Genomic DNA, 25,522 nt, shown 5'->3' on the forward strand with positions numbered 1-25,522 from the left:
GTCGGAATGTGGGGTGCATGACGCGGGGATATCTATGCGCCGATGTTCACGCGGGCGATCTGTCGGCTCACACGGGTCGAAATGCGGCTGATAGCGCGAAATACGTAGGCCTCCAGGGTGACCAGCGCCATCGGACGATTCCCACGGACCGCGTCGACGATCTGTTCGGCCACCTTCTCCGGCGGGAAGTTCCGGCGCTGATAGGCCGCCACGCCCTTGGCACGGATCTCAACGGTCTTCACCGCTGTTGACCCCATCGATTCGGTGGGGATGCGGTGCGCTGTCAGGCGCCGAACACGCGGCGGTCGAGGCCGGCCACGACCTTCGGATAGAGCTCCGGGAAGAGCCGGACCGCGTAGTCGAGCGCCTTTGCGTCGCGGCCCACCCGGATGCGCGGCGAGCCATGGCCCGAGCCCGGTCCGGAAACCGTCGCCCTCATCCGGCAGGCGGCACAGATCGCGCTGAATCAGCCCGCGGAGTGGCTCGAGGATCTGCACGAGGCATCCTTGGCGGGCGAGCGTATGCAGCGAATCGCGGACGACCCCGCGCACGCCGACGCCGTGCGGCGCGCCAACGTCGCGAACATCACGCACTGGGCCTGGTGCAATGTGCAGCATCCCGGCCGCAGGGTCCCGCCGAACCTCGGACCCGAAGCACTCTCTACAGCAAGGGATCTGGCGCGACGCGGACTGGACGAGGCCTCACTCGAGGCCTACCGCACCACCTACAGCGTCATTTGGAACCGCTGCATGGAGGTCTGCTTCGCGCTTACCAATGATCCCCGCCAGCTGCGTGAACTATTGGAACTCGCCTCACTGTCGATCTCGACCTTCATCGAGGACACCATCGCGGCCGTCACCGACCAGCTGAAAGCCGAGAAGGCGGACCTCACCCGGGGCACCCATGCCGAACGCCGTGCCACTGTGTCGCTGCTGCTCGAAGGCGCGCCGATCCGTCTCGTCCAGGCGGAAACCCAGCTGGGCTACCGGTTGACCGGACCGCACACCGCCGCCACCCTGTGGGCCACGTCCTCCATGGTCAGCGACCAGCTCGAGGCCGCCGCCGAACTGCTCGTGCGGATCAACGGTGCCCGGCACCGGCTCACGATCGTGGCCGGCGCTGCGGCCCTGTGGCTGTGGCTGCCCGTCGACACCGCACCCGAACTGGCCCCGATCATCGAGGGACTCGATGCCGCACCGGACATCCGCATCGCCATCGGCCGGCCCGGCACCGACCTCGACGGGTTCCGCCGCAGCCATCTCGACGCCCTCGAAACTCAGCGCATGCTCGCCCGCCTCACCTCACACCGGAGAGTCGCCCGCCACCAGGACATCCAGCTGGTCGCCGTCCTCACCAACGACCCCATCCGCGCCGACGAATTCATCACGGACACACTGGGCGACCTGGCAGGGGCCGACCCCGAGATAATCGAAACCCTCACCACCTACATCGAAGAACAGTGCAGCATCGCCCGCACCGCAGACCGCCTCTACACCCACCGCAGCACCGTAGTCCGCCGCCTGGCCCGAGCCGGCGAACTCCTACCCCCCTCGGAACCAACACCATCGCCGTCGGCGCAGCCCTCGACGTCCTCCGCTGGACCCGCTGACCACACCCTGCAGCGGTATCGGACTGAAGATTGCCCCACGAAAGCCCTTGGCAGACATACGTGTTCAAGAGACGCCCCAACAGTATTCGGCTCCGATCCCGCCGCCGAGGTCGGGATCGCCCACGTAGCCATCGAACGCAAACATTTCGCCGACTACTGGGCACAGGTGCTCTACAAATGCCCAATCGGTTGAAACCCGATTTCGCGTAAGCTGAAAGCGGACGCGCCGTACTGGTCACGCGGCGACCGGAAACTACTCGCATCGAGGTGAAGAAACATGGCCTCCGATGTTTCGCTACAGCCCAGGTGAACCGGGCCCAGTTAATTGTTTCGCCAGCAGCCGAGAACGCCAGTAGTTTCTGGTTACATCCTGCTCGGGCCGGGCCGCACCCGGAAGTAAGAACAAAGAAGAAAGTACGATCATGCGTAGAGCAACGGCGCTCTTCGCCGCATTACTGTTGGCCATCCTCTTTTCCATCACCTACGCGACGAACCCGACGGCTCGGGCCGCTGGCTGCGCCGGCGACTGGGCGATTGGAATCGGCGGCTCGGGCGACCCGTCGGTGTTCGCTCCGTACGTCGATCAGTCCGTCGGCTACGACTCCGCCGATCCGATGTCGGCGTTGAACGAAATCGACCGGCTCTTCTGGTCGCACCGCACTGAGTGTCCGCGCGATCATATCCGGTTGATCGGGCACAGCGAGGGCGCGGGCATACTCCACGCCTGGGTCACCGCCCACCAAGATGTGGGCAATGCGAACGCCATCCTGCTATCGGATCCCAAACGCGCTCCGGGACCCGGTTCGGGTGGACTGTCCTCGACTCCCGGGAATTGGCTCATCGGTTATCCACTGGCCGGCGTCGACGATTGGTTCGGCAACGTCCCGGTGCTCACCGTGTGCAACCACGACGACGAAATCTGTGACACATCGGCCGGTTGGTTGGGCTACGTGTTCGCGGGTGCGCATGATCGCTACGATTTCAATGTCTGGGACTACGGCGATTGGAATTCCGGCGTCTGGTATCGGTAGTCGATGATTTGAGGCATCAGAATCGGCAGATGCATCCAGGGACTTATGCGTAAATAAATTCGCTATGCAGCAGATCTAATTGATTTCAGCGGCCATCGGCCTACGACACGGCGCTCCGCGTGGACAAGTCCGGTGCCCCGAACGGAGCAACCTGTTGCAGGGCAAGGGTTCTCAGCGACGCTGCCGGGATGGCCAAGGCCAGTTCGACCGTGACCGGCATCGGCGGTTCGACCACACGCCGAGCACGCCGGGACCTTGGCGACAGTGCGCGATGAGATCGCTCTGGCGGCTGGTGCGGTGGTGTGGCTGCCGCGACGGTCACCGCGGGTTCGTCGCCGGACCGCACGGACTGCGATATGGCAGCATGCCGCCGCGCCGCGAATCGCTGGTCCCCGACGACGCGGGGCCCAGGCTACGACCCGGGGCTCGGACTATGGGACAGCCCTCGAGCCGGGCTATTTCGCGACAGTCAGCAGCACGGCGGCATCCTCGATCGCTTCGAGACTGTGCCGGGTATGAGGGACCACCAGCAGATCACCACGACGGCCGTCCCACGAAGCTTGCGGGGTGTGTAATCGAACTCGCCCGCGCAACACCAGCAGCGTCGCCTCATCGGTGTTCTCGTGCTCGCCGAGTGCGGCTCCGGCCGTCAGCGCGATCACAGTCTGACGCAGCTGATGCTCGTGCCCGCCGTACACAGTGGCCGACGCGCGCCGCGCCGAGACCGCGCCCGCCCGCGCCAGCAGCTCACGAGTCATCGCCTCCACCGAGAACTTCTCCATCATCGCCCCTCGCGTCGTGTCCGGCCTCGCCTCGATCACTGCCTTCCAGCATGATCCGAATCCCCGCCCCGCCGGCGCCCGGGGTAACCGGCTCTCGATGGCTCTATCGCAACCACCGGCGCTCACGAGCTATCAGGAGACCTGCTTCCGACGATCCCGAACGTAACCGCCACCCCGGTGATATCCGGCCACCGGCATATTCGACAAACCTTTGGAAGAAGATGCTCATGTCCGACCCGTTGACCGCATTGACCGAGGCTGGAGTGTCGATCTGGCTCGACGACCTACGCCGCAGACTCGGATAGCACCGACCAACGAGATCAACCATTCATCGGAACCGATGGTCGATAACCTCGCGTGGAAGCTGTTCGGGGCTCGGGTAGGTGATCAGCACTCGGGAACCGTCGGGGTCGACACCGTCGACGAAACTGATCCCGTTCGCAGTGTTGGTGTACGTGGCGGGATAGCACGCGCGCAGTCGGTGCTCGATTCGGTCCAGTTCTGCTTTACTGTCGGCGGACCAGATGATCTGTGTGACGCCCAGGTCACCAATTCTGCCCCTCACAGACGTTTCGCTCACCCGTAGGTACAGCTGGAAACCGTCGGGGGTTAAAAGCAGCGCGGCGTCGGACTCGTGAATCGCGACACTGCATTCGAATACGTCGCAGTAGAAGCGCACCGAACGATCCAGATCAGACACTTCCATCAAACACGTCGCGGCCCGGACGGTATCCATCTGCTCCCCTTTCGCAAACCCCGCCCGATCCCCACGTTACCGGCCGCCGCACCGTAAAATCGACGACATCGAGTGCCGACGCCACCATGCTCGACACGGGCACCTCATGCGTGAGCTGGCCGCCGTCGGAGTCGAAGGAATCATCAGCTTCCACACCTCCTCCGCCGCCGACGTGTTCACCGCACTAAAAACACCAAACCCGCAGAATCGAGCAGCAATAAAACCGGGGATCGATGATGACGACTCGACGCACCGTGCAAATCCGCAGAATCTATGACGACCCGACCCCGCATGACGGCACCCGTGTCCTCGTGGACCGGCTCTGGCCCCGCGGCGTCAGCAAAACCAGAGCCCACCTCGACGAATGGTGCAAACAGATCGCTCCGTCCACCGAACTGCGCAGATGGTACGGCCACGACCCGGAACTTTTCGATGAGTTCGCCCGCCGTTACCGCGACGAACTCACCGAACCCGAGCGCGCTGATGCGCTCGCCCACCTGCGCGAACTGGCAGACCAGAACAAACTCACGCTGCTCACCGGCACCAAGAAAACCGACATCAGCGAAGCCGCCGTACTCGCCGATGCCGTCGCACGACTGGAGTGACAGGCTACGACGCGACACAGGTTCACCGCTGAAACGCACCCGCGCCATACGCATCGACGGCGTCTACAGGTAGAGGCTTTGTCGCACGGGGGCGCGGCACTGGAAATCTCACCTCGTCAATGCGACGCGGGTCGCCGGCTCGCGCTGGTGTTCATCCCGATGGACCGCTCGACGAAATGGCCCGACTTCCTTGTCCGCGAACATCTGTCGGCCGCCTGAATGCACTGCACCTTCGGTTCGACACAGGAGCGGCTCGTGGTGACATTGGACCGGTTGGCGAACGTACTGGGTGGCTATGGGATCCGTTTGCGGTTGTGTTCGGTTCCCCGGTCCACCCAATTGCGCAGTGTGGTGATCCACGGGGCCGATCAGGACCCCACGGAAGCCGGTGATGTGCTGCTCGGGATCGGGGCACGCTCGGTGTCGGAGGTAGTGGACTGGGCAATGTCGGCGCGGGCTGTTGTCGCGCTCATCCGTGGGGGTGAGCAGACTGCGGACGAGCCGGAGATCGAGGGGGTGGCGGTGATGGTGGTCGATCCTGCGGTGGCCTGGAGTGAGGTTGCCGCGGTGGTCTACGGGTTGGTGCTGGAAGGCCGCGAGACCGAGGCCGGTCGCGGCCCAACCGATTTGTTCGCCTTGGCCGACAGTCTGGCCGACGCGGTCGGGGGTGCGGTGACGATCGAGGACCGCCGGTCTCGGGTGCTGGCGTATTCGAGGCTGCAGCAGCACCTCGACCCCGCACGGGTCGAGACGATCCTGAGCCGGGAAATGCCGCAGTGGTTACGGGCCCTGTTCGATGCAAACGGTGTGTTCGCACATTTGGCGGTCTCGGATGAACCGTTGTTCGTTCCTGCGCAGGCAGAGCGTGGTTTGACGGGGCGGATGGTCGTGGCCGTGCGCGTGGGCCGGCAACTGCTGGGCTCGGTATGGGTGTCATGCCCGGCACCGTTGCACGGGGCTCGACGGATCGCCTTGGCCGACGGCGCGCATACGGTGGCCCTACACCTGTTGCGGTCGCGGGCCAGCGCGGATCTGGAACGTCAGGTGGAATCCGAACTGGTGATCAGTTTGCTGGAGGGCGCCGCGGACGCGGCGACGGTGGCCAGCAGGCTGGGGTTGGCGCCGGAGAATTTGCGGGCGATCGCGCTGCGTGCACGGATCGCCGACGAGCAGCACGCCGCGCTGCTGCAGGTCTTCGAGCGAGCAACAACCGGATTCGGCTGGTCCCGTTCGAGCCGCAGCGCCTTGGTCGGCGACACCATCTACACCGTGCTGCCCGCCGATCAGGCGGCGACGGCACGCCATTGGATAAGCGAGCTACAGGCGGCACTGCCAGTGCAGATGACGGTGCTGGCCGGCATCAGCGGTGTTGCCCGGGCCACAGAATTGGCGTTGGCGCGCCAAGAGGCCGACGAATGCCTGGCGCTGCACGAGACCCACTCATCAGGTGCTGCGCCTCCCGCCTACGACGAGTCGTGGGACGAAATCCTGCTGCAACGGTTGCGCACCGCTGGGCTTTCTGGACGCACCCCCGCACGGGGGCCGGTGTCGCAGTTGCGACACCACGACCGCACCAACTCCACCGAGTACGTGGCAACGCTGCGCGCCTGGTTGCAGGCCCAAGGCGACCCCGCACGGGCGGGCGCACAGCTGGGCGTGCACGAGAACACCGTCCGTAACCGGCTGCGCAAGATGGCAGAGGTGACCAACCTCGGCTTGGACGACCCCCGCAAACGACTCGCCATGATGATCGAACTCGCCGTCACCGACAACGACTGACTGTGCTGTGCCATCGCCACAAATCTCGACCCCTCGATTGTCGGGTCAGCGCAACTGATCGCCCCGACAACCACGCCATCCTGGAGTTGACAAGAAAGCCGCAGGTAGCAGCAGCGAAATGGTGAGCATCGATCGGCCCGACAACCGACCATAGCCCCCAGTGCCGCTGAAGACACAGCCGGCCACAGACCTGACGCGCCGCACGAACCCAATCCGATTCGGCACAGCATCCGCGATCCACGCGGGTCCCACCGACTCAGACTCGGCCCGACATCAGGGCCTGCGCGTTGTCAGGGGCGCACCGCCGCCTTGGCCCCACCCCTGACGACAATCTCCAACCCAGCCAGAAAGGAAGGGACACAAGCACATGACCAACACCGCAGGTGTCTGGATGACATCTCGAGCCCATGATCTGCTTCAGACCGAATTGCAGGAACTGCTCGCGCAACGCCACATCGAAATGCCCGATGGGGACAGTGGCGACTACGCACGCAACCAGGCCCTGCATTCCGCACGCCAGGCACGCATCCGCCGGATCCACCACCTGCTCGGCAACGCCCTCATCGGCCAGAACCCACCCGACGACGGAATCGCCGAGCCCGGCATGGTCTTGACCGTCCGCTACGACGACACCAGAGCGGTCGAGACGTTCCTGCTCGCAGTACGCGAGGCCGAAGACAACGAGATGGAGGTCTACTCCATGCAATCGCCATTAGGCCGCGCCATCGCCGGAGCGCGACCGGGCGAACGCCGTACCTACCGGGCCCCCAGCGGCACGACCATGGCAGTGACGCTGCTACACGCGGTCCCCTACGCGCCGACCGACCCAGCCCCCGGAGAACACGAGAACAGTCCAGCGAAGGATCTGCCCTGTCGTGCCGAGCCGGAAACTAGTTGAACGGAGTTGAACGGAATGAAGAACATTCGGGTATTCGAGGTCATGCAACGACCGATCATCGCGGTGCGGCACGACAACACGGCACGCGAGGCTGCGCTGATGCTCGCCGAACTGGGCTACGCCGCGTTGCCCGTTCTCGATCAGGACGATCGCCTGATCGGGGTGATCACCAGCGGTGACCTCTTGCGGGCCGGCGAACTCGACGACACGGCCAGTGCGGTGATGACCACACCAGCGGTCTCGGTCCCCGACAACGCGGCACTGGCCGAGGTCATCAGCAGGCTGGTAACGCACGGACTGCGCAGTCTGCCAGTCGTCGATGCCGACGGCCGCGTGATCGGCATGTTCAGCCGCGGCGACGCGTTGCGAATCATGCTCACCCCCGATGACGCACTCACGGCCGATGCACAAAGCCTCCTCGATCAGTACATCGGCGCACGGCGTTGGCCTGTCACCGTCCGCGAAGCCGACGCCACCATCTCCGGCCGGTTCGCCGACGAATCCGAACGGCGGATCGCCATCGCCCTCACCCGCACAGTGCCCGGCATCCGCACCGCGACCATCGCGACCACACCGGCCGCCGCGGACGCAGCCGTACACTAACCCGCAACAGTCCGAATCCAACCTTGACGCAAGCGACGCACCGCCACATCGATGGATTCAGGACTGCGGCGCCGAACCTGGACAGACTGCGGCCACCGCACGAGACGCGCTGGAGTATTGGCGCACTGGCGACCGCCGGCGGTCGCCGAAATCGAACGGGCACTGCGGGCGCGATTGCGCGCGATCTCGCGTCAGCATCCGCGGTGGGGTTGGCGCAAGGCCCATGCGCTGTGTCGCGGTGAAGGACTGGTGACCAACCATAAACGGACGCAACGCCTCTGGCGGGAGGAGGGATTGAAAAGACCCAGCCGGGCGCGTAAGAAACGTCGCATCGGACCGGGCCGGAATCAACGCTTGAAGGCATCATTCCCGGATCAGATGTGGGCGTTGGACTTCCAAGTCGATGTCACCGTCGACGGCCGCCAGGTGCGGTTTCTCAACATCATCGACGAGTTCACGCGAGAAGCGCTGGCCACCAGGGCATTCCGATCGTGCACCGCCGACCGTCTCGTCGCTGTCCTCGACGAGATCATCGCGGCCACCGGTCGAAGACCCAGGCATATCCGCATGGACAACGGCACCGAGATGACCGCGCACGCGATGACCGACTGGTGCCGATTCACCGGCGTCGACGCCTCGTTCATCGACCCGGGATCGCCCTGGCAGAACGGGATCTGCGAATCGTTCAACGGCCGTTTCCGCGACGAATTCCTGTCCTGCGAGGTGTTTCATTCCCTGACCGAGGTACAGGTCCTTGCCGAGGACCGGCGCATCGAGGGCAACAGTTACCGGCCACACGGATCGCTGGGTTTCCTTACCCCGCAAGCATTCCCGCAGCAATGGTCACCGACCGAGTTCGAGCAACGACTACGACAAGAGTCCCTGCATCGACATAGTGCTGCCGAAGCCCGGACCATCTCCGGAGCGCCATCCAGAAGACGACGAAATCAGAGCGCTCCGTGCACCTCTCGAATCATTCGACCAACTGATCGTCGATGTCCTTCTCGGGACCGGAATGCGAGTGGGCGAAGCACAGGGTCTGCACAAGGAGCACATCGACCTGAAGCGCAAGACGATCAGCATTGAATGGGCATGGGACAAGGCCGACAAGCGCATGAAGGCTCCCAAGGACGCCGAGCGGCGCGTGATCCCGATCGGTGAGGCACTGGCGAAAACCCTTGCAGCCGCGATCAAGCACGATGGGCTCGGGACTCCCGCACCCATACCCTACGTCGATGACGGACGGAAGGTTCGCAGCGGCCTCCTGCTGGCTCATGTCGACCAGCGTCCGTTCGATCAGGACAACTTCAACAAGCGTTTCGACCAGAAGCTACTCGGCCACGCGTCGATCAGAACCACCCAGAGATACGCGAGCCTCGGTGAAAGTCAGTGGTCCTTAGTACGGCTAGTTCTCGGCTAGCGCTGACTGCCCCACATTTGCCCCACGAAATGACCATAAGGTCGACATTGCCCCATGAAATACAGGCCGTGAACCGGCCTTTCTAGTGTGGGCGCAGAGGGGATCGAACCCCCGACCGCTGGTGTGTAAAACCAGTGCTCTACCGCTGAGCTATACGCCCCAACTGCCCGGGCGGGCCCGGGGTCGGATCGGTGCGCCGGATGTGGATGTCCGGGCAACGGGTTATGAATCTAGTGTGGCGAGGGCTTTTTCCCAAGCGTGCTGGTCACGGGGCTCGCCGGGGCCGTTCATTTCGGCGAAGCGGACGATGCCGTCCTTGTCGACGACGAAGGTGCCGCGGTTGGGGTAGCCGGATTTTTCGTTGAAGACGCCGTAGGTCTGGGCTACGGCGCCGTGCGGCCAGAAGTCGGAGAGGAGGGGGAAGGTGTAGCCCTGTTCGGCTGCCCAGATCTTGTGGGTGGGCGGGGGGCCCACGGAGATGGCGAGGATCTCGGCGTTGTCGTTCTGGAACTTGGGGAGTTCGTCCCGGACCTTGCAGAGTTCGCCCTGGCAGATGCCGGTGAAGGCCAGGGGGTAGAAGACGATCAGGACGTTCTTCTCGCCGCGGAAGCTCGACAGCGTGACTTCCTGATTGTTCTGGTCCTTCAGCGTGAAGTCCGGTGCGACCGAACCGACCTCGAGCGGCATACCTTCCCCTCCATCCTCATGTCCTGAGCGCAGCACCGAGCGACGCGGCGTGGAGACACGCGGAATCCACCGTTTGTCACTCGGCTTACCTGAAACCTTAGTGGAGGCCTCAGCGCTGCTTGGAAGGTGTCTTGGGCTGGGTGAGTTTGGTGCCCGTCCAGGTGCCCAGGGAGACCGGGGTGGTCGCGGTGAGGCCGGCGGGGGTCGCCGACTCGCCGATTTCGCTCGGATCGACATGGCCGGGTTGACCGGTCTTGGGGGTGAGCACCCAGACGACGCCGTCGTCGGCTAGCGGGGTGATCACGTTCAGCAGCTCGTCCACCAGGTCACCGTCACCCTCACGCCACCACAGCAGCACGACGTCGACCACCTCGTCGGTGTCTTCGTCGAGCAGCTCGGAACCGGTGGCTTCCTCGATCTCGGCGCGAAGCGCGTCGTCGGTATCTTCGTCCCAGCCCAGTTCCTGAACCACCATGTCGTGTGAAATGCCAAGCTTCTGAGCGTAGTTCTGCGCGTCCGCCGCGGCGACCACGGTGGTGTCCTCCTCAACTCCAGACAATAGGTAGTTGCAAGCGAACATGGTAAAAGCCCCCAGCGCAAGCCGATCGGCCGAAATCGCACCCTAAATGTCGTATGTGAGACCAGTGAGATCCATTGGACAGCCCGGTTTCACATCATGTGAACGGCCCGATTCACTTGGCCGGGCAGGCGTTCCGGACCGCGGTCAGAGCATCGTTGACCTTGCGACTCGCGTCGTTCAGCGGCGACACCGACGAGCTGGCCGTCATCTTCCGCACCTCCGCGGCCAGCGACCGCGCCGCGGTCACATAGTCGGTGAACTTCTGCCCCAGATCCGCCTGCAGGTCCGCGCCCGACGCACCCACCTGAGTCTCGACCGTCTTCGCGGCGTCCTCGAGCGCGGACGCCGCCGTGTCGCGTTTGGCGATCTGGTCGGCCGCGTTCCCGTCGTGCGCGTCGACGAACTCGTTGTAGCGATCGACAGCGGTCCCGGTGATCTTGCGGAACGGATCGCAGTTGTCGGCGGTCGCCTTGGCGGTCGCCGCGGCCGCCTTCGAAGAAGCGGCAGCCGCCGAGGACGACGCGGCCTCGGCCCTGTACGACGTCACCTGAACCTGATTCACGGTCGGAGTACCCTCGACCGTGTTCGCGCACCCGGCGAGAACCAATCCCCCCGCCACCGCCGCGGACGCGCACACTAGTCCGAACCCCCGCGGGTTCAGCAGCTTCACGTGTTTCCTCCCCGATCCAGCCCGGCGGTGTTGGATGGCGTCGCGAGCGGCGCGATTCCCTGCGCAACCGTACTGGATTTCCGGCTGACATGATGACCTGGGCCGCATCATCGGCAAGGATGTGAGATGCGCCCCAGACCAATCGTTACGGGTATGCCGCCCACCAGCGGATATCCGGGGTATTGACGCCACACCAGATGTCCCACCCCATGTGTACGAGGAGCAAACGTCTTGACCGACTTGATGCACCCGACTTCGTCGAATTCCACCAATGGATCGGCACGCAAATCCCCGGCGGGAGGCCGGGTTCGAGTGATTCGCGAGGGGGTGGCGTCATACCTGCCGGACATCGACCCGGAGGAGACCAGTGAATGGCTCGACTCCTTCGACGAAATGCTCACCCGCGAGGGCCCCGGCCGCGCCCGCTACCTCATGTTGCGCCTGCTCGAACGCGCCGGTGAGCGCCATGTCGCCATCCCCGCGCTGACCTCCACCGACTACGTCAACACCATCCCCACCGAGAACGAGCCGTGGTTCCCCGGCGACGAGGAGGTGGAGCGCCGCTTCCGCGCCTACATCCGCTGGAACGCCGCGGTCATGGTGCACCGCGCCCAGCGGCCGGGAATCGGTGTGGGCGGCCACATTTCGACCTACGCGTCCTCGGCGGCGCTCTACGAGGTCGGTTTCAACCACTTCTTCCGCGGCAAGGACCACGCGGGCGGCGGCGACCAGGTGTTCATCCAGGGGCACGCCTCCCCCGGCATCTATGCCCGCGCCTTCCTCGAAGGCCGCCTCACCACGGACCAGATGGACGGCTTCCGCCAGGAGTACAGCCACGGCGGCCCGGGCCACGGCCTGTCGTCCTACCCGCACCCGCGCCTGATGCCGGACTTCTGGGAATTCCCCACGGTGTCAATGGGTCTGGGCCCGATGAACGCCATCTACCAGGCCCGCTTCAACCACTACCTGCACGACCGCGGTCTCAAGGACACCTCCGACCAGCACGTCTGGGCGTTCCTCGGCGACGGCGAGATGGACGAGCCGGAGTCGCGCGGCCTGATCCAGGTGGCCGCCAACGAGGGCCTGGACAACCTGACCTTCGTCATCAACTGCAACCTGCAGCGCCTCGACGGCCCGGTTCGCGGCAACGGCAAGATCATTCAGGAGCTGGAGTCGTTCTTCCGCGGCGCTGGCTGGAATGTCATCAAGGTGGTCTGGGGCCGGGAGTGGGACGCCCTGCTGCAGGCCGACCGCGACGGCGCGCTGGTGAACCTGATGAACAGCACGCCCGACGGTGACTACCAGACCTACAAGGCCAATGACGGCGCCTACGTGCGCGAGCACTTCTTCGGCCGCGACCCGCGCACCAAGGAACTGGTCAAGGGCCTGTCGGACGCCGAGGTCTGGAACCTCAAGCGCGGTGGCCACGACTACCGCAAGATCTACGCCGCCTACGCCGCGGCCATGGCGCACAAGGGTCAGCCGACGGTCATCCTGGCCAAGACCATCAAGGGCTACGGCCTGGGCAAGCACTTCGAGGCCCGCAATGCCACGCACCAGATGAAGAAGATGACCCTCGACGATCTGAAGGCGTTCCGCGACGTGCAACGCATTCCGATCACCGACGCCGAGCTCGAGGCCAACCCCTACCTGCCGCCGTACTACCACCCCGGCCAGGACGCGCCCGAGATCCAGTACATGATGGATCGCCGCAAGCAGCTGGGCGGTTTCGTCCCCGAGCGCCGCACGCTGGCAAAGCCGCTGCAACTGCCCGGCGACGAGGCCTACCGTTCGGTCCGCAAGGGTTCGGGCAAGCAGTCGGTGGCCACCACCATGGCCTTCGTGCGCCTGATGAAGGAGCTGTTGCGCGACAAGGAGATCGGCAAGCGCATCGTCCCGATCATCCCCGACGAGGCCCGCACCTTCGGTATGGACTCGTGGTTCCCCTCGTTGAAGATCTACAACCGCAACGGCCAGTTGTACACATCGGTCGACGCGGATTTGATGCTTGCCTACAAAGAGTCGAGCATCGGCCAGATCCTGCACGAGGGCATCAACGAGGCCGGTTCCACCGCGAGCTTCACCGCGGTCGGCACCTCCTACGCCACCCACGGCGAGCCGATGATCCCGCTCTACATCTTCTATTCGATGTTCGGCTTCCAGCGCACGGGTGACGGCCTGTGGGCGGCGGCGGATCAGATGGCGCGCGGCTTCGTGCTCGGAGCTACCGCCGGGCGAACCACGCTCACCGGTGAGGGCCTGCAGCACAACGACGGTCACTCGCTGCTGCTGGCGTCCACCAATCCGGCCTGTGTCGCCTACGATCCGGCCTTCTCCTTCGAGATCGCCCACATCGTGCGCGACGGCATGCGCCGCATGTACGGCGGCGGCCCGGCCCAGGGCTACCAGGAGGCGCTGCCCGGCACCGATCCCGAATCGCGTTCGGTGCACCACGAATTCGGCGGCGAGGACATCTTCTACTACATCACCCTCTACAACGAGCCCTACGTCCAGCCGGCCGAGCCGGAGAACCTGGACGTGGCGGGTCTGCTCAAGGGCATCTACCTGTACCGGCCCGGCGGCGCCGGCGACCTGCGCGCCAACATCCTGGTCGCGGGCGTCACCATGCCCGACGGCATGCGCGCACAGGAGATGCTGGCCCAGGAGTGGGGTGTGCAGGCCGACGTCTACTCGGTGACCTCGTGGGGCGAGCTCCGCAAGGAGGCCCTCGCGAAGGAGATCGCCAAACTCCGTCACCCCGACCAGGATCCGGGCCTGCCCTACATCACCGAGGTGCTGTCCGAGGCACAGGGCCCGGTCGTCGCCGCCTCCGACTGGATGCGCGCGGTGCCCGACCAGATCCGCCAGTGGGTGCCGACCGAATACATCACCCTCGGTACGGATGGTTTCGGTTTCTCCGACACCCGCCCGGCTGCGCGCCGCGTCTTCAATGTGGATGCCGCGTCCATCGTGGTCGCCGCGCTGCAGGGTCTCGCTGCTCAGGGCCGGATTTCACCCGCCACGGTGGCCGAGGCGGCACGCCGCTACGCCATCGACGACGTGAACGCCGCGCCGAAGGCGGCACCCGGTACCGAAGGCGGCGACGCATAACCGAACATAAATACCGTGGAACGTAAACCGCCGAGGCCGCGCCGGATCAACGAAGAGGGCACCTCCTCCCACGAGGTCTATCTCCCGACCGGCGCGCTCTCCCCGAATCGGCAGACGCGCGACCCGCTTCCGGACACCCTCCTGAAACGGGTCAAGCAGTTCTCCGGTCGCCTGTCCACCGAGGCCGTGGCCTCGATGCAGGACCGGTTGCCGTTCTTCGCCAATCTGGATGCCGCCCAGCGGGCCGGCGTCCAGATGCTGGTGCAGACGGCGGTGGTGAACTTCCTGGAGTGGCTGCAGGACCCGGAGTCGGATATCCGCTTCAGTCTCGATGCCTTCCAAGTGATTCCGGACGATCTGGCGCGGCGGCTGACGCTGCGCCAGACCGTCGACATGGTCCGGGTGGCCATGGAGTTCTTCGAGCAGTGGCTGCCGGCCCTGGCGCGCAACGACCGTCAGCTGGTGGCGCTCACCGAGGCGGTGCTGCGGTACGGGCGGGAGCTCGGTTTCGCCGCCGCCTCGGTGTACGCCTCGGCCGCGGAGTCGCGCGGCGCGTGGGACACCCGATTGGAGGCCCTGGTCGTCGATGCCGTGGTGCGCGGCGACACCGGCCCCGAGATGCTCTCCCGTGCGGCCACTCTCAATTGGGACGCGACCGCCCCGGCGACGGTCCTTGTGGGCACCCCCCCTAAGGACCAGGTGGCTGTTGTCAGTTCCGTACATAGTGTGGCCGGCCGGCACGGCCGCAACGCGCTCGCCGTGGTGCAGGGTTCGCGGCTGGTGATGGTAGTCAGTGGACATCTCGGCGACCCGATGTATCCGTCGCAGTTCCTGGCGGACCTGCTCGCCGAGGCCTTCTCCGAGGGCCCGGTGGTGATCGGCCCGACCATGCGGGCGCTGTCCGCCGCGCACGTCAGCTCGGTGGAGGCGATGGCCGGCATGGAGGCCGTGGTGGGCTGGCGGGGTGCGCCACGCCCGGTGCACGCCTCCGAACTCCTGCCCGAACGCGCCCTGCTCGGCGACCGCGCGGCCATAGACGCCCTGAACGAGCACCTCGTGCTACCGTTGGCCGCCGCCAGCGCCGATCTATCGGACACGCTGGACGCCTATCTGGATTGCGGTGGAGCCGTCGAGACCTGCGCCCGCCAGCTGTTCGTTCATCCAAATACGGTGCGCTATCGACTCAAGCGAATCGCCGACATCACGGGCCGGGATCCAATGAACCCGCGCGATGCCTATGTGTTACGTATCGCGGCCACAGTAGGTCGGCTGACACGAACTCGTAACGAATCACCTACTCCCGCCACTGATGTGACTCCCATCACAGATGCTAAGGATGGGGTGTAACGAGATTCGAGGATCAGGCGATCCGGACAGCCCACTTGGTCTTTTGTGGACTCCTCACAAAACTGCCAAGCAAGCTTCATTCGCGCCGACATCTCGTGAGAGCGGCCTCACAGTGTTTTCTTGAGTCGTGATCGCATTGCTCGCCCCTGGACAGGGCTCTCAGACTCCCGGCATGCTCACCCCTTGGCTCGAACTTCCCGGCGCTGCGGACCGCATCGCGCTGTGGTCGAAGGCCGCGGGGCTGGACCTGCTGCGGTTGGGCACGACTGCGACCGCCGAAGAAATCGTCGACACGGCTGTCACCCAGCCGCTCGTCGTCGCGGCTGCCCTCATGGCTTTCGCGGAAATCCCGCAGGATTCGCTTCCCGCGGATACAGTCGTCGCCGGACACTCGGTCGGCGAATTCGCCGCCGCTGCCGTCGCCGGAGTCATCTCCGCCGATGACGCGGTGGTCCTGGCCGCCATCCGCGGAGCGGAAATGGCCAAAGCTTGCGCACTCGAGCCGACCGGTATGTCCGCGGTGCTCGGTGGGGACGAAGCGGAGGTGCTCGCTCGTCTCGATGAACTCGGTCTGATTCCGGCCAACCGCAATGCGGTGGGTCAGATCGTGGCCGCGGGTAAGCTCGAGGCGCTCGAAGCCCTTGCTGCGAACCCGCCCGAAAAGGCCCGCGTCCGTGCACTGCCGGTCGCCGGCGCCTTCCACACTGCGTTCATGGCTCCCGCCCAGGACGCGGTCGCGGAGGCCATTGCCAAGATCGCGCCCAGTGCGCCGGTCCGGACCCTGCTGTCGAACTTCGACGGGCAACCGGTCAGCTCCGGCCAGGACGCGGTCGACAAGCTCGCTGCCCAGGTCACGCGCCCCGTGCGCTGGGATCTGTGCACTGAAACGATCCGTGCGGCAGGGGTTTCCGCGGTGGCAGAGTTGCCGCCGGCGGGCACCCTGGTCGGCATCGCCAAGCGGGAGCTCAAGGGCACCCCGAATCTGGCGCTGAAGACACCCGCGGACCTCCCCGCGCTCGCCGAACTCACCGCGGCAAGCTAGCTTGGCTCGCGGCCCGCTCCTATCAACGGCGATGGAGCAACCGGGTCGCAAACAATTGAAAATCCACCCTCTACAGGAAATAAGAAGGGAGCCACCACAGTGGCCGCTCTGACCCAGGAACAGATCGTCGAAGAGCTCGGGAAGATCATCGAAGAGGTGACCGGTATCGAGCCCTCCGAGGTGACCATCGAGAAGTCCTTCGTCGACGACCTGGACATCGACTCGCTGTCGATGGTCGAGATCGCCGTCCAGACCGAGGACAAGTACGGCGTCAAGATCCCCGACGAGGACCTGGCGAGCCTGAAGACCGTTGGCGACGCGGTGGCGTACATCCAGAAGCTCGAGGCCGAGAACTCCGATGCGGCCGCTGAGCTGAAGGCCAAGTTCGGCGCCGAGGGCGAGTAGGAACCGACACCGTGACCACTCCTTCCACCTTGAACGGGAACTTTCCCAACGTCGTCGTAACGAGCATGGCGGCGACCACGTCGATCGCCGGTGACGTCGATGCGACGTGGAAGGGCCTCCTCAATGGCGAGAGCGGCATCGACACTCTCGAGGACGACTTCATTGCGGAGTACGACCTTCCAGTTCGAATCGGCGGCCACCTGAAGGTGTCGCCGGACACGCTGCTCGATCGGGTCGAGATCCGTCGCATGGCGTACGTCGAGCGACTGGCGACCGTGCTCGGTCGCGAGGTGTGGAAGAACGCCGGCTCTCCCGAGGTCGACCCGCTGCGGCTGGGTGTGGCCATCGGCACCGGTCTCGGCGGCGGCGACGCGCTGATCGATTCGGTGGACAAGCTGAAGAACGGCGGCTATCGCAAGATTTCGCCGCTCGCTGTTCAGATGGTCATGCCGAACGGCCCGTCCGCCGTGGTCGGACTCGAGCTCAAGGCCCGGGCGGGAGTGGTCACTCCGGTCTCGGCATGCTCGTCGGGTTCGGAGGCCATCGCCAACGCGTGGCGAATGATCGTCATGGGTGACGCCGACATCGTCGTCACCGGCGGCGTCGAGGGCTTCATCGACTCGGTGCCGATCGCCGCGTTCTCCATGATGCGGGCCATGTCGACCCGCAACGACGATCCGAAGGCGGCCTCGCGCCCCTTCGACAAGGATCGCGACGGCTTCGTCTTCGGCGAAGCGGGCGCGCTCATGGTCATCGAGACCGAGGAGCACGCCAAGGCTCGTGGCGCCACCATCCACGCCCGGCTCATGGGCGCGGGTATCACCTCCGACGGGTTCCACCTGGTGGCCCCCGATCCGGAGGGCAGTGGTGCGGCTCGCGCGATGCAGCGCGCGATGCAGACCGCCGGGTTGTCCCCCAAGGACGTGACCCATGTCAACGCCCACGCGACTGCCACCCCGATCGGTGACACCGCGGAGGCCAACGCGATTTACAAGGCCGGCGTGCAGCATGCTTCGGTCTACGCCCCCAAGTCGGCTCTGGGCCACTCGATCGGTGCCGTCGGCGCCCTCGAGTCGGTACTCACGGTGCTCAGCATCCGGGATGGCATCGTCCCCCCGACGCTGAACCTGGACAACCAGGATCCGGCGATCGATCTGGATGTCGTGCACGGCGAGGCTCGCCGTCAGGACATCGAGTTCGCGATCAACAACTCCTTCGGTTTCGGTGGGCACAATGTCGCGCTCGCCTTCGGCCGGTACTGACACGGATTCATCCCGGTAAACCGGAAATCCGGCTCAGCTTTACCGGTCAGTAAGACAAGCGGTCCCGGCGGGGGTTTTCGGATGGTCGATCCCGCACCCGAAAATCCCCCCGGGACTTAGACATTCGCAGCCGCTCTCAGCGACCGCCTTTCCCCCATGAGGAGAGTTTGCGATGACCATAATGGCCCCCGCTCACGCCGACACCGCTACCGATCCCCGTGACCCGCTGGGTCGGTTGCAGCGCTTCTTCGATCCCGGAACCGTTCTCCCGCTCCACCCGCGCGACAAGTCCGGTGTGCTCGCCGCCATCGGTGAGGTCGACGGCGTCCGCACCGTCGCCTACTGCTCCGACGCCACCGTGATGGGCGGCGCCATGGGCGTGGAGGGGTGCAAGCACATCGTCGACGCGATCGACACCGCCATCGATTCCCAGGTTCCAGTTGTGGGCCTGTGGCATTCGGGTGGCGCCCGGCTGGCGGAGGGCGTCGAGGCCCTGCACGCCGTCGGCCTGGTCTTCGAGGCCATGGTCCGCGCGTCCGGCCAGGTCCCCCAGATTTCCGTGGTGCTCGGCTTCGCCGCCGGTGGCGCCGCCTACGGCCCCGCGCTGACCGACATCGTCATCATGGCTCCGGAAGGCCGCGTCTTCGTGACCGGCCCGGACATCGTGAAGACGGTGACCGGTGAGAGCGTGGACATGGCGACCCTCGGTGGTCCGATCACCCACGGCAAGAAGTCCGGCGTCTGCCACATCGTCGCCGACGACGAGCAGGACGCGATGCACCGTGCGCGCCGCCTGGTTTCGATGTTCGCCGAGCAGGGCGAATTCGACCTGGCCGCAGCCGCGCACGGCGACGTCGACCTCAAGGCCATGATGCCGGAGTCGGCCAAGCGCGCCTACGACGTCAAGCCGATCATCCACGAACTGCTCGACAACGTCGACGGCGAGAGCACCTTCGAGGAGCTGCAGGGCGGCTACGCCCGCTCCATGGTGGTCGGTCTGGGTCGGCTCGGCGGCCGCACCGTCGGTGTGCTGGCCAACAACCCGATCCGCCTGGGTGGCTGCCTCAACTCCGAAAGTGCCGAGAAGGCTTCGCGTTTCGTGCGCCTGTGCAACGCCTTCGGTATCCCGCTGATCGTCGTCACCGACGTGCCGGGCTACCTGCCGGGCGTCTCGCAGGAGTTCGAGGGCGTGGTGCGCCGCGGCGCCAAGCTGCTGCACGCCTTCGCCGAGGCCCGTGTCCCCCGCGTCACCCTGGTCACCCGCAAGATCTACGGCGGCGCCTACATCGCGATGAACGCCCGCTCGCTGGGCGCCACCGCCGTGTACGCCTGGCCGGGTTCCGAGGTCGCCGTCATGGGCGCCAAGGCCGCGGTCGGCATCCTGCACAAGAAGGCTCTCGCGGCCGCCCCGGAGGAGGAGCGCGAGGCCCTGCTGGAGCGTCTGACCGAGGAGCACGAGCGCATCGCCGGTGGCGTCCAGCGCGCCATCTCGATCGGTGTCGTGGACGAGGTCATCGAGCCCGCCAAGACCCGCTCCACCATCGCCGCCGCCCTGGCCGCCGCCCCGGCACGGCCGCAGCACAACAAGAACATTCCGCTGTAATCGGTTACACGGCAACGCGATAGCGGGCGGTCTCCTCGGAGACCGCCCGCTTTTGTTGGCTGGGAACGGGTTTCGCTGTCAGGCGGGGGGAATGTTGGCGTTGTGATGGAAGACGTTGTCGGGGTCCCAGGCGGCTTTGAGGGCGACGAGGCGGGAGTACTTGTCGCCGTAGGATTCCCGGATACGGCGCTGGTCGTGGTCGACGAGGAAGAAGGGCTCGGGCGGGCCGCTGACCGCCAGGATCGCGGCGCAGTAGCCGGTGGGGAGGGAAGCGATCAGATCGCGTCCGGCGGCGAGGCCGGCGACGGCGTCGGCGGGCGTCCAGCAGAGCATGGCTCACGGTGGTCATGGTCTCGCTCCTCCGATGGTTTCCGCCGCCACAGCGAACCCCGGGCCATGTCCCGTGACCGCGCCGGACCAACGGCGCCGCACCGTATCGACAGCCATCGGTGTCCTGCCGCTACCCCGGCGTTACGCACGGGAGACGCCGAGGGTTCATCGCGGGTCCCGCGTCAGGACTGGAGGCGGACCTTCTCGGCGGACTCGTTCTGGCTGGCGCATTCCTGATAGGGATTGGGGGTGGCGGGGCGTTCGCCGCAGACCCAGCGGACGGTGCCGACGGTGACGGCGATGTCGCCGGTGGATTGTTTGGCGCGCTGGTCGGCGTAGGCGGTGACGACGGAGAGCGCGGTGGGGCAGAAGCCGGCGCCCTTGGCGGTGGAGACCACGACCGCCAGGCCCCAGGGACCGGCGCCGCACTGGACGGCCTCGTGGCCCGCGGCCGGGAAGGCGGCGGCGGAGGGGGTGGGATGGGACGAGGGGCCCGAGGCGACGGTGGGGCTGTTGTCGTTGCAGGCGGTGAGGACGAAGGCCGTCGCCATGGCCAGGGCAGTACCCGCGATCGCTGTGGTCCGCACGAATCCTCCTCGTATCAGCCGACGTCGCGGCGCAGCCAGGTGACTTCCGCGCCCTCGCCGCCGAGGCGGTAGGGCTCGAGGATATCGTCCCAGGCGGTGCCGAGGGCGCGGTCGATGTCGGCGGCGATCTCGGCGGCGGAGCCGCGGCCGTGGGCGCGGGCCTCGGCGACGATGGCGCGCAGATGCATCTCACCGACCATGACGTCGCCGCAGGCGCCGGTGGCGCCGCTCCAGAGGCCGAGGCCGGGGACGAAGCTGAAGCGGGCGCCGTCGACGCCCTCGCTGGGGTCCTCGGTGACTTCGAAATACAGCACGGGCCAATCCCGCAATGCTCTGGCTAATTTCCCTCCGGTACCAACCGGGCCGCACCAATCGGTGGTGGCACGCAGCTGTCCGGGATCGGCCGGCTGCGCGGTCCAGCGCAGTTTCGCGGGGGCCTTGAGAGTGGAGGTCAGAGCCCATTCGACATGCGGGCACAGCGCAGCCGGCGACGAATGGATATAGACGACTCCAGACGTCGCCTCCGCGAACTGACTAGACGCGTGCACCACTGACACCTCCGGCTCGACGAGGGACGTCTTCCCCAACGGCCCCTTCTGAGCTCGGCGTTGCCCGAGTTTACTGGAGTGCCCGGTGTTGCGTGTGTTACTTGATGCCTGTGTCGGCCGCTACGCGAACTCCGCGATTACGGCGTCGCTGAGGGGCGGCCACGCCGCTCGGGCCCAGTCCCCGAAATTTTCGTCCGCCAGCGCGAGACACGCCATGCCGACTTCCGGATCCACCCAGAGGAATGTGCCGGACTGCCCGAAGTGCCCGAAAGTCCGGGGCGAGTTCGCGCCACCGGTCCAGTGCGGCGATTTGTGGTCGCGGATTTCGAAACCCAATCCCCAGTCGTTGGGGCGCTGCGACCCGTAACCGGGAAGGACACCATTGCATCCCGGGAATTGCACTGTGCTTGCTTCGGAAACCAATTCGGCACTCACGACAGCAGGTTCCAGCAATTCCTCGGCGAATCGCAAGAGATCTGCGACCGAGGAGCGGCCGGCATGTCCGGCCGAACCGACCAGCGCCGAGGAGTTCATGCCCAGCGGCTCGAAGACGGCCTCGCGCAGGTACTGGTCGAACGGGATACCGGTCTGCGCCGCAACGAAATCCGCGAGCACCTCGAACCCGGCGCTGGAGTAGATCCGCTTCGCGCCGGGCCGGGCCAGCACCACTGTGGTGTCGAAGGCCAGGCCGGAGGTGTGGGCGAGCAGGTGCCGCACTGTCGATCCGGGCGGCCCGGCGGGCTGGTCCAGCTCGATCGCGCCCTCCTCGACGGCCACCAGAACCCCGTAAGCCACAAGGGGTTTGGTCACCGAGGCGAGCGGGAAGACATGCGCGCTGTCACCCTCGGCGTCCACCACGCCCTTGCCGCGGACGACGACACCCGCCGCCGCGTTCCGGACCGGCCACTGTCGAATCTGCTCCAGCGCTCGCACACATCGAGAGTACTGCGTTTGATTTTTCCCTCCGCTTCGCTCCGGGCGGGTCCGCGGCCCCGAGGTCTCGATTCTTCCCTCCCTCCACTCCTCCGCTGCGCTCCGTCGCTCCGGTCAGTCCAGAATCGAGACGGCCGCGAACCTTTGGGCTGTCCGCCGGTTACGAATGCGCCTGCGAGGTAGCGGTTTCGGCAGGCATGGCATTGTTCAGGGCTGACCTCGGCCGCCCGTAGCCGAAGTACACCACCAGCCCGACCGCCGACCACAGCGTGAACGCCAGCCAGGTCACCCCCGGCAGGTGGATCAGCAGCCATACGCACATGGCCACGCCGATGACCGGCACCAGCGGCACCAGGGTCCGGAACGACCGCGGTAGCTCGGGTTTGGTGCGGCGCAGCACCAGCACGCCGATGTTCACCAGCCCGAAGGACACCAGCGTGCCGATATTGGTGGCGTTCACCAGTTCGCCCAGCGGCACCAGCGCCGACAGCACCGCCACTACGCCGCCCACGATGAGCGTGTTGACCGTCGGTACGCGCTTCTCCCCGACCCGCGACAGCACGGCGGGCATGAGCCCGTCGCGGGACATGGAAACCAGGATGCGGGTCTGCCCGTAGAGCACGGTCAGCACCACCGAGGCGATGGCGATGACCGCGCCGCCCGCGAGGATGGTGGCGGGCCAGCCGCGCCCGGTGACCTGTTCCAGCACGGTGGCCAGCGACGCGCCCGAGCTGCTGACGGCGTCCACGCCGACCGCGCCGACGGCGGTCAGCGCCACCAGCACGTACACCAGCGTCACGATCCCGAGCGAAATGATGATGGCGCGCGGCAGATCTCGCTGCGGATTCTTGGCCTCCTCGCCGGCCGTGGAGGCGGCGTCGAAGCCGATGAAGGAGAAGAACACCATCGAGGCCGCCGCCCCGATGCCCGAGACGCCGGCCGGCGCGAAGGGGTGCAGGTTCGAGGAGTGGAAGGCGGTGACCGCCACGGCCACGAAGAACACCAGCACCGCGATCTTGATCATGGTGGTGACGGTGGTGACCCGCGCGCTCTCCCGGATGCCGCCCAGCAGCACCACGGTGGCCAGCACCACCACGATGGCGGCGGGCAGATTGATCACCCCGCCGTCGCCCGGCGGCTGCGCCAGCGCGTCCGGAATCCGCCAGCCGATGGTCGATCCCAGGAACTCGTTGAGGTACGCGCCCCAGCCGACCGCGACCGCCGCCACCGACACGCCGTACTCCAGCAGCAGGCACCACCCGCAGATCCAGGCGATGATCTCGCCCAGCGTCGCATAGGTGTACGAGTAGGCCGATCCGGACACCGGCACCGCGCCGGCCAGTTCCGCGTAGGACAGGGCCGAGAACAGCGCGGCCAGTGCGGCGATGACGAAGGAGACGACGACGGCGGGCCCGGCCAGCGGTGCGGCCTCGCCCAGGACCACGAAGATGCCGGTGCCGAGGGTGGCGCCGACCGACAGTGCGATCAGCGAGATCAGGCCCATGCTGCGCCGCAGTGCGGTGTGTTCTCCGTCGGAGGTGAGCCGTTCGACGGGCTTGGTCCGCAGCAATGATGCGGTAATCCGCTGGAGTCCGGGCATGTGCGGCCACGCTACCGGGTCGGACCGGCCGAAATGGCATCAGGGTCGCTCGTCCGCCAGGGGATGCGCACTGCTCATAGCTATGTACTGGCGTCGCAGTGGTATTCACCATCGTCACTGCGACCCCGCACAGACCGTATGCCCGGTTACGATCGGCCCCATCATGAGTGAGCAGGTCACGATCCATGGCGAGGTGGACGCGGGTTTCGGCCCGGTCGCCGACGCGTTCCGCCGCAACTTCGGCCGGCACGGGGAGATCGGTGCGGCGGTGGCGGTCTACGACGGGGATCGGCCCGTGGTGGATCTGTGGGCGGGGCATCGCGATCGCAAGCGCCGGGTGATGTGGGAGCGCGACACCATGGCCCCCGTGTGGTCGTCGACCAAGGGCATGACCGCGTTCGCGGTGGCGTCGGTGGTGTCGCGGGGGCTGCTGGACTACGAGGATCCGGTGGCACTGCACTGGCCCGAGTTCGCCGCGCACGGCAAGGAGTCCATCACCGTGCGGCAGCTGCTGGACCATCAGGCCGGGCTGGCGGCGCTGGATCGGCCGTTCCGGCTCGCGGATATGGCCGATCTGGATCGGATGGCGGTGGTGCTGGCCGAGCAGAAACCGTTGTGGCGGCCGGGAACCCGGCACGGCTATCACCCGATCACGGCCGGGCTGTATCAGGGTGAGCTGCTGCGGCGGGTCGATCCGGAGCATCGCACGCTGGGCCGCATCTTCGCCGAGGACATTGCCGGACCGCTGGACGCGGAGTTCTATATCGGCCTGCCGGACGAGGTTTCGCTGGATCGGGTGGCCGCGCTGTCGGCGACCGAGGGCCTCGACATTCTGCGCTATGAGCGAGATCTGCCGGTGCGCATCGGCATTCAGCTCTACAGCAAGCGTGGCCTGTCCTTCCGCGCGCTGAACAGCCCGCAGGTCGGTGCGCCCGCCCGGGCCGCCCGGCGCGAATTCCTCGCGGTGGAGAGCCCGGCCGCCGGTGGTGTCGGCACCGCGCGGGCGCTGGCGCGGGTGTACGGCGCGGCGGCGGGGCGGACCGGTGAGCTGCCTATCGAGCCGAGCCTGCTGGACCGCCTGGGCTCCCCCGACACCGCCGACGACGTCCCGGCCGAGGACCTGGTGCTACTCACCCCGAGCCGCTACCACCTGGGCTTCCGCCGATCGCGCGGCGGTTTCCGGTTCGGCTCCGACAAGCGCGCCTACGGCACCACCGGCTATGGCGGCTCGTTCGGATTCGCCGATCCGGCAACGGGTCTGGGGTTCGGCTATGTGATGAACCGCCTGGGTATGGCGGTGCTCGACGATGTCCGTTCGCGCAATCTCCGTGAGGCCCTGCTCCGCTGTCGCTGA

At 66.3% G+C, this 25,522-nt stretch carries 25 protein-coding genes, 1 tRNA gene and 1 pseudogene; 15 read left to right on the forward strand and 12 right to left on the reverse strand.

The genetic code is table 11. The features are described 5' to 3' along the window. Positions 1–32: 32 nt before the first annotated feature. Entirely contained in the window at positions 33–242 is a 210-nt protein-coding gene (locus ACFXHE_RS00550; RefSeq protein ID WP_379378428.1) for a hypothetical protein, read from the reverse strand. Positions 243–389: 147 nt separating this feature from the next. Here ACFXHE_RS00550 and ACFXHE_RS00555 point away from each other — a divergent pair, with 147 nt between their 5' ends. Both ACFXHE_RS00555 and ACFXHE_RS00560 read left to right on the forward strand, forming a co-directional pair. After that, entirely contained in the window at positions 390–1,802 is a 1,413-nt protein-coding gene (locus tag ACFXHE_RS00555; RefSeq protein WP_379378430.1) for a PucR family transcriptional regulator, read from the forward strand. Positions 1,803–2,031: 229 nt separating this feature from the next. Next, positions 2,032–2,640 (forward strand): hypothetical protein, encoded by a 609-nt coding sequence (locus tag ACFXHE_RS00560; RefSeq protein ID WP_379378432.1) that lies wholly within the window; start codon positions 2,032–2,034, stop codon positions 2,638–2,640. A gap of 455 nt (positions 2,641–3,095) precedes the next feature. Here the strand turns inward: ACFXHE_RS00560 and ACFXHE_RS00565 are convergent, their stop codons facing one another. Together ACFXHE_RS00565 and ACFXHE_RS00570 are read right to left on the reverse strand one after the other, a co-directional pair. After that, a complete protein-coding gene (locus ACFXHE_RS00565) occupies positions 3,096–3,422 on the reverse strand; it encodes a LuxR family transcriptional regulator (protein ID WP_379378433.1) in 327 nt (108 codons plus the stop codon). 328 nt (positions 3,423–3,750) lie between these two features. Beyond that, positions 3,751–4,158, reverse strand: coding sequence for a VOC family protein (locus ACFXHE_RS00570; RefSeq protein WP_379378435.1), 408 nt, complete (start codon positions 4,156–4,158; stop codon positions 3,751–3,753). A 236-nt stretch (positions 4,159–4,394) separates the two neighbouring features. Here ACFXHE_RS00570 and ACFXHE_RS00575 point away from each other — a divergent pair, with 236 nt between their 5' ends. The 6 genes and pseudogenes from ACFXHE_RS00575 to ACFXHE_RS00600 all read left to right on the forward strand — a co-directional run bounded on the left by ACFXHE_RS00575 (position 4,395) and on the right by ACFXHE_RS00600 (position 9,463). Further along, complete coding sequence (locus tag ACFXHE_RS00575; protein WP_379378437.1) at positions 4,395–4,763, forward strand: DUF488 domain-containing protein; 369 nt, start codon at positions 4,395–4,397, stop codon at positions 4,761–4,763. Between the two features lie 255 nt (positions 4,764–5,018). Continuing rightward, positions 5,019–6,542: a PucR family transcriptional regulator gene (locus tag ACFXHE_RS00580; protein WP_379378439.1), complete on the forward strand. Its 1,524-nt coding sequence runs from the start codon at positions 5,019–5,021 to the stop codon at positions 6,540–6,542. A gap of 367 nt (positions 6,543–6,909) precedes the next feature. Next, positions 6,910–7,440 carry a GreA/GreB family elongation factor gene (locus ACFXHE_RS00585; RefSeq protein ID WP_379378441.1) on the forward strand — a complete coding sequence of 177 codons (531 nt, stop codon included), beginning with the start codon at positions 6,910–6,912 and terminating at the stop codon, positions 7,438–7,440. Positions 7,441–7,455: 15 nt separating this feature from the next. Next, positions 7,456–8,043: a CBS domain-containing protein gene (locus ACFXHE_RS00590; protein WP_379378443.1), complete on the forward strand. Its 588-nt coding sequence runs from the start codon at positions 7,456–7,458 to the stop codon at positions 8,041–8,043. Between the two features lie 51 nt (positions 8,044–8,094). Beyond that, positions 8,095–8,814, forward strand: a pseudogene (locus ACFXHE_RS00595) (IS3 family transposase); the annotation flags it as partial. Positions 8,815–8,938: 124 nt separating this feature from the next. Beyond that, on the forward strand, positions 8,939–9,463 hold the full coding sequence (locus ACFXHE_RS00600) for a tyrosine-type recombinase/integrase (RefSeq protein WP_379378445.1): 525 nt from the start codon (positions 8,939–8,941) through the stop codon (positions 9,461–9,463). Between the two features lie 88 nt (positions 9,464–9,551). Here the strand turns inward: ACFXHE_RS00600 and ACFXHE_RS00605 are convergent. From ACFXHE_RS00605 to ACFXHE_RS00620, 4 genes are all read right to left on the reverse strand, one after another. Continuing rightward, positions 9,552–9,623 (reverse strand) — tRNA-Val (locus ACFXHE_RS00605). A 62-nt stretch (positions 9,624–9,685) separates the two neighbouring features. Next, positions 9,686–10,150, reverse strand: a complete 465-nt coding sequence (locus tag ACFXHE_RS00610) for a peroxiredoxin (RefSeq protein ID WP_354838203.1) — start codon at positions 10,148–10,150, stop codon at positions 9,686–9,688. 109 nt (positions 10,151–10,259) lie between these two features. Continuing rightward, the gene (locus ACFXHE_RS00615) at positions 10,260–10,682 is read right to left on the reverse strand and encodes a DUF3052 domain-containing protein (RefSeq protein WP_354838512.1); all 423 of its coding nucleotides are present in this window, start codon (positions 10,680–10,682) and stop codon (positions 10,260–10,262) included. Between the two features lie 160 nt (positions 10,683–10,842). Next, positions 10,843–11,277 (reverse strand): hypothetical protein, encoded by a 435-nt coding sequence (locus ACFXHE_RS00620; RefSeq protein ID WP_379378447.1) that lies wholly within the window; start codon positions 11,275–11,277, stop codon positions 10,843–10,845. 366 nt (positions 11,278–11,643) lie between these two features. Between ACFXHE_RS00620 and aceE the strand changes: the two genes are divergently transcribed. The 6 genes from aceE (at position 11,644) to ACFXHE_RS00650 (ending at position 20,170) form a co-directional block, all read left to right on the forward strand. Further along, entirely contained in the window at positions 11,644–14,511 is a 2,868-nt protein-coding gene (aceE, locus tag ACFXHE_RS00625; RefSeq protein ID WP_379380312.1) for a pyruvate dehydrogenase (acetyl-transferring), homodimeric type, read from the forward strand. 15 nt (positions 14,512–14,526) lie between these two features. Further along, the gene (locus ACFXHE_RS00630; protein ID WP_379378448.1) at positions 14,527–15,858 is read left to right on the forward strand and encodes a PucR family transcriptional regulator; all 1,332 of its coding nucleotides are present in this window, start codon (positions 14,527–14,529) and stop codon (positions 15,856–15,858) included. Between the two features lie 127 nt (positions 15,859–15,985). Further along, positions 15,986–16,900, forward strand: a complete 915-nt coding sequence (locus ACFXHE_RS00635) for an ACP S-malonyltransferase (RefSeq protein ID WP_379378450.1) — start codon at positions 15,986–15,988, stop codon at positions 16,898–16,900. Between the two features lie 99 nt (positions 16,901–16,999). Continuing rightward, positions 17,000–17,305 carry a meromycolate extension acyl carrier protein AcpM gene (acpM, locus tag ACFXHE_RS00640; RefSeq protein ID WP_033086997.1) on the forward strand — a complete coding sequence of 102 codons (306 nt, stop codon included), beginning with the start codon at positions 17,000–17,002 and terminating at the stop codon, positions 17,303–17,305. 11 nt (positions 17,306–17,316) lie between these two features. Continuing rightward, the gene (locus tag ACFXHE_RS00645) at positions 17,317–18,567 is read left to right on the forward strand and encodes a KasA/KasB family beta-ketoacyl-ACP synthase (protein WP_379378452.1); all 1,251 of its coding nucleotides are present in this window, start codon (positions 17,317–17,319) and stop codon (positions 18,565–18,567) included. Positions 18,568–18,739: 172 nt separating this feature from the next. Continuing rightward, the gene (locus ACFXHE_RS00650) at positions 18,740–20,170 is read left to right on the forward strand and encodes an acyl-CoA carboxylase subunit beta (protein ID WP_379378453.1); all 1,431 of its coding nucleotides are present in this window, start codon (positions 18,740–18,742) and stop codon (positions 20,168–20,170) included. Between the two features lie 78 nt (positions 20,171–20,248). Here ACFXHE_RS00650 and ACFXHE_RS00655 read toward each other — a convergent pair whose 3' ends face one another. The 5 genes from ACFXHE_RS00655 to ACFXHE_RS00675 form a co-directional block, all read right to left on the reverse strand. Continuing rightward, positions 20,249–20,503 carry a BBE domain-containing protein gene (locus ACFXHE_RS00655; RefSeq protein WP_379378455.1) on the reverse strand — a complete coding sequence of 85 codons (255 nt, stop codon included), beginning with the start codon at positions 20,501–20,503 and terminating at the stop codon, positions 20,249–20,251. A gap of 179 nt (positions 20,504–20,682) precedes the next feature. Beyond that, a complete protein-coding gene (locus tag ACFXHE_RS00660) occupies positions 20,683–21,087 on the reverse strand; it encodes a hypothetical protein (protein WP_379378457.1) in 405 nt (134 codons plus the stop codon). A gap of 14 nt (positions 21,088–21,101) precedes the next feature. Continuing rightward, positions 21,102–21,635 carry a DUF3145 domain-containing protein gene (locus ACFXHE_RS00665; RefSeq protein ID WP_379378458.1) on the reverse strand — a complete coding sequence of 178 codons (534 nt, stop codon included), beginning with the start codon at positions 21,633–21,635 and terminating at the stop codon, positions 21,102–21,104. Between the two features lie 120 nt (positions 21,636–21,755). After that, positions 21,756–22,568, reverse strand: a complete 813-nt coding sequence (locus ACFXHE_RS00670; protein ID WP_379378460.1) for a serine hydrolase domain-containing protein — start codon at positions 22,566–22,568, stop codon at positions 21,756–21,758. A gap of 160 nt (positions 22,569–22,728) precedes the next feature. Further along, the gene (locus ACFXHE_RS00675) at positions 22,729–24,168 is read right to left on the reverse strand and encodes an amino acid permease (protein WP_379378462.1); all 1,440 of its coding nucleotides are present in this window, start codon (positions 24,166–24,168) and stop codon (positions 22,729–22,731) included. Positions 24,169–24,331: 163 nt separating this feature from the next. Between ACFXHE_RS00675 and ACFXHE_RS00680 the strand changes: the two genes are divergently transcribed. Beyond that, on the forward strand, positions 24,332–25,522 hold the full coding sequence (locus ACFXHE_RS00680) for a serine hydrolase domain-containing protein (RefSeq protein ID WP_379378463.1): 1,191 nt from the start codon (positions 24,332–24,334) through the stop codon (positions 25,520–25,522).

Origin of the sequence: Nocardia sp. NPDC059229 (genome assembly GCF_042754165.1) — a bacterium.
GTDB lineage: Bacteria > Actinomycetota > Actinomycetes > Mycobacteriales > Mycobacteriaceae > Nocardia.

Bases quoted from the DNA above. Each gene is read 5' to 3' on its own strand.
- ACFXHE_RS00555 (WP_379378430.1), top strand. From the start codon at position 390: ATGCGCGGCGAGCCATGGCCCGAGCCCGGTCCGGAAACCGTCGCCCTC.
- ACFXHE_RS00560 (WP_379378432.1), top strand. From the start codon at position 2,032: ATGCGTAGAGCAACGGCGCTCTTCGCCGCATTACTGTTGGCCATCCTC.
- ACFXHE_RS00565 (WP_379378433.1), bottom strand. From the start codon at position 3,422: ATGGAGAAGTTCTCGGTGGAGGCGATGACTCGTGAGCTGCTGGCGCGG.
- ACFXHE_RS00570 (WP_379378435.1), bottom strand. From the start codon at position 4,158: ATGGATACCGTCCGGGCCGCGACGTGTTTGATGGAAGTGTCTGATCTG.
- ACFXHE_RS00575 (WP_379378437.1), top strand. From the start codon at position 4,395: ATGACGACTCGACGCACCGTGCAAATCCGCAGAATCTATGACGACCCG.
- ACFXHE_RS00585 (WP_379378441.1), top strand. From the start codon at position 6,910: ATGACCAACACCGCAGGTGTCTGGATGACATCTCGAGCCCATGATCTG.
- ACFXHE_RS00590 (WP_379378443.1), top strand. From the start codon at position 7,456: ATGAAGAACATTCGGGTATTCGAGGTCATGCAACGACCGATCATCGCG.
- ACFXHE_RS00610 (WP_354838203.1), bottom strand. From the start codon at position 10,150: ATGCCGCTCGAGGTCGGTTCGGTCGCACCGGACTTCACGCTGAAGGAC.
- aceE (WP_379380312.1), top strand. From the start codon at position 11,644: ATGCACCCGACTTCGTCGAATTCCACCAATGGATCGGCACGCAAATCC.
- ACFXHE_RS00650 (WP_379378453.1), top strand. From the start codon at position 18,740: ATGACCATAATGGCCCCCGCTCACGCCGACACCGCTACCGATCCCCGT.
- ACFXHE_RS00655 (WP_379378455.1), bottom strand. From the start codon at position 20,503: ATGCTCTGCTGGACGCCCGCCGACGCCGTCGCCGGCCTCGCCGCCGGA.
- ACFXHE_RS00675 (WP_379378462.1), bottom strand. From the start codon at position 24,168: ATGCCCGGACTCCAGCGGATTACCGCATCATTGCTGCGGACCAAGCCC.
- ACFXHE_RS00680 (WP_379378463.1), top strand. From the start codon at position 24,332: ATGAGTGAGCAGGTCACGATCCATGGCGAGGTGGACGCGGGTTTCGGC.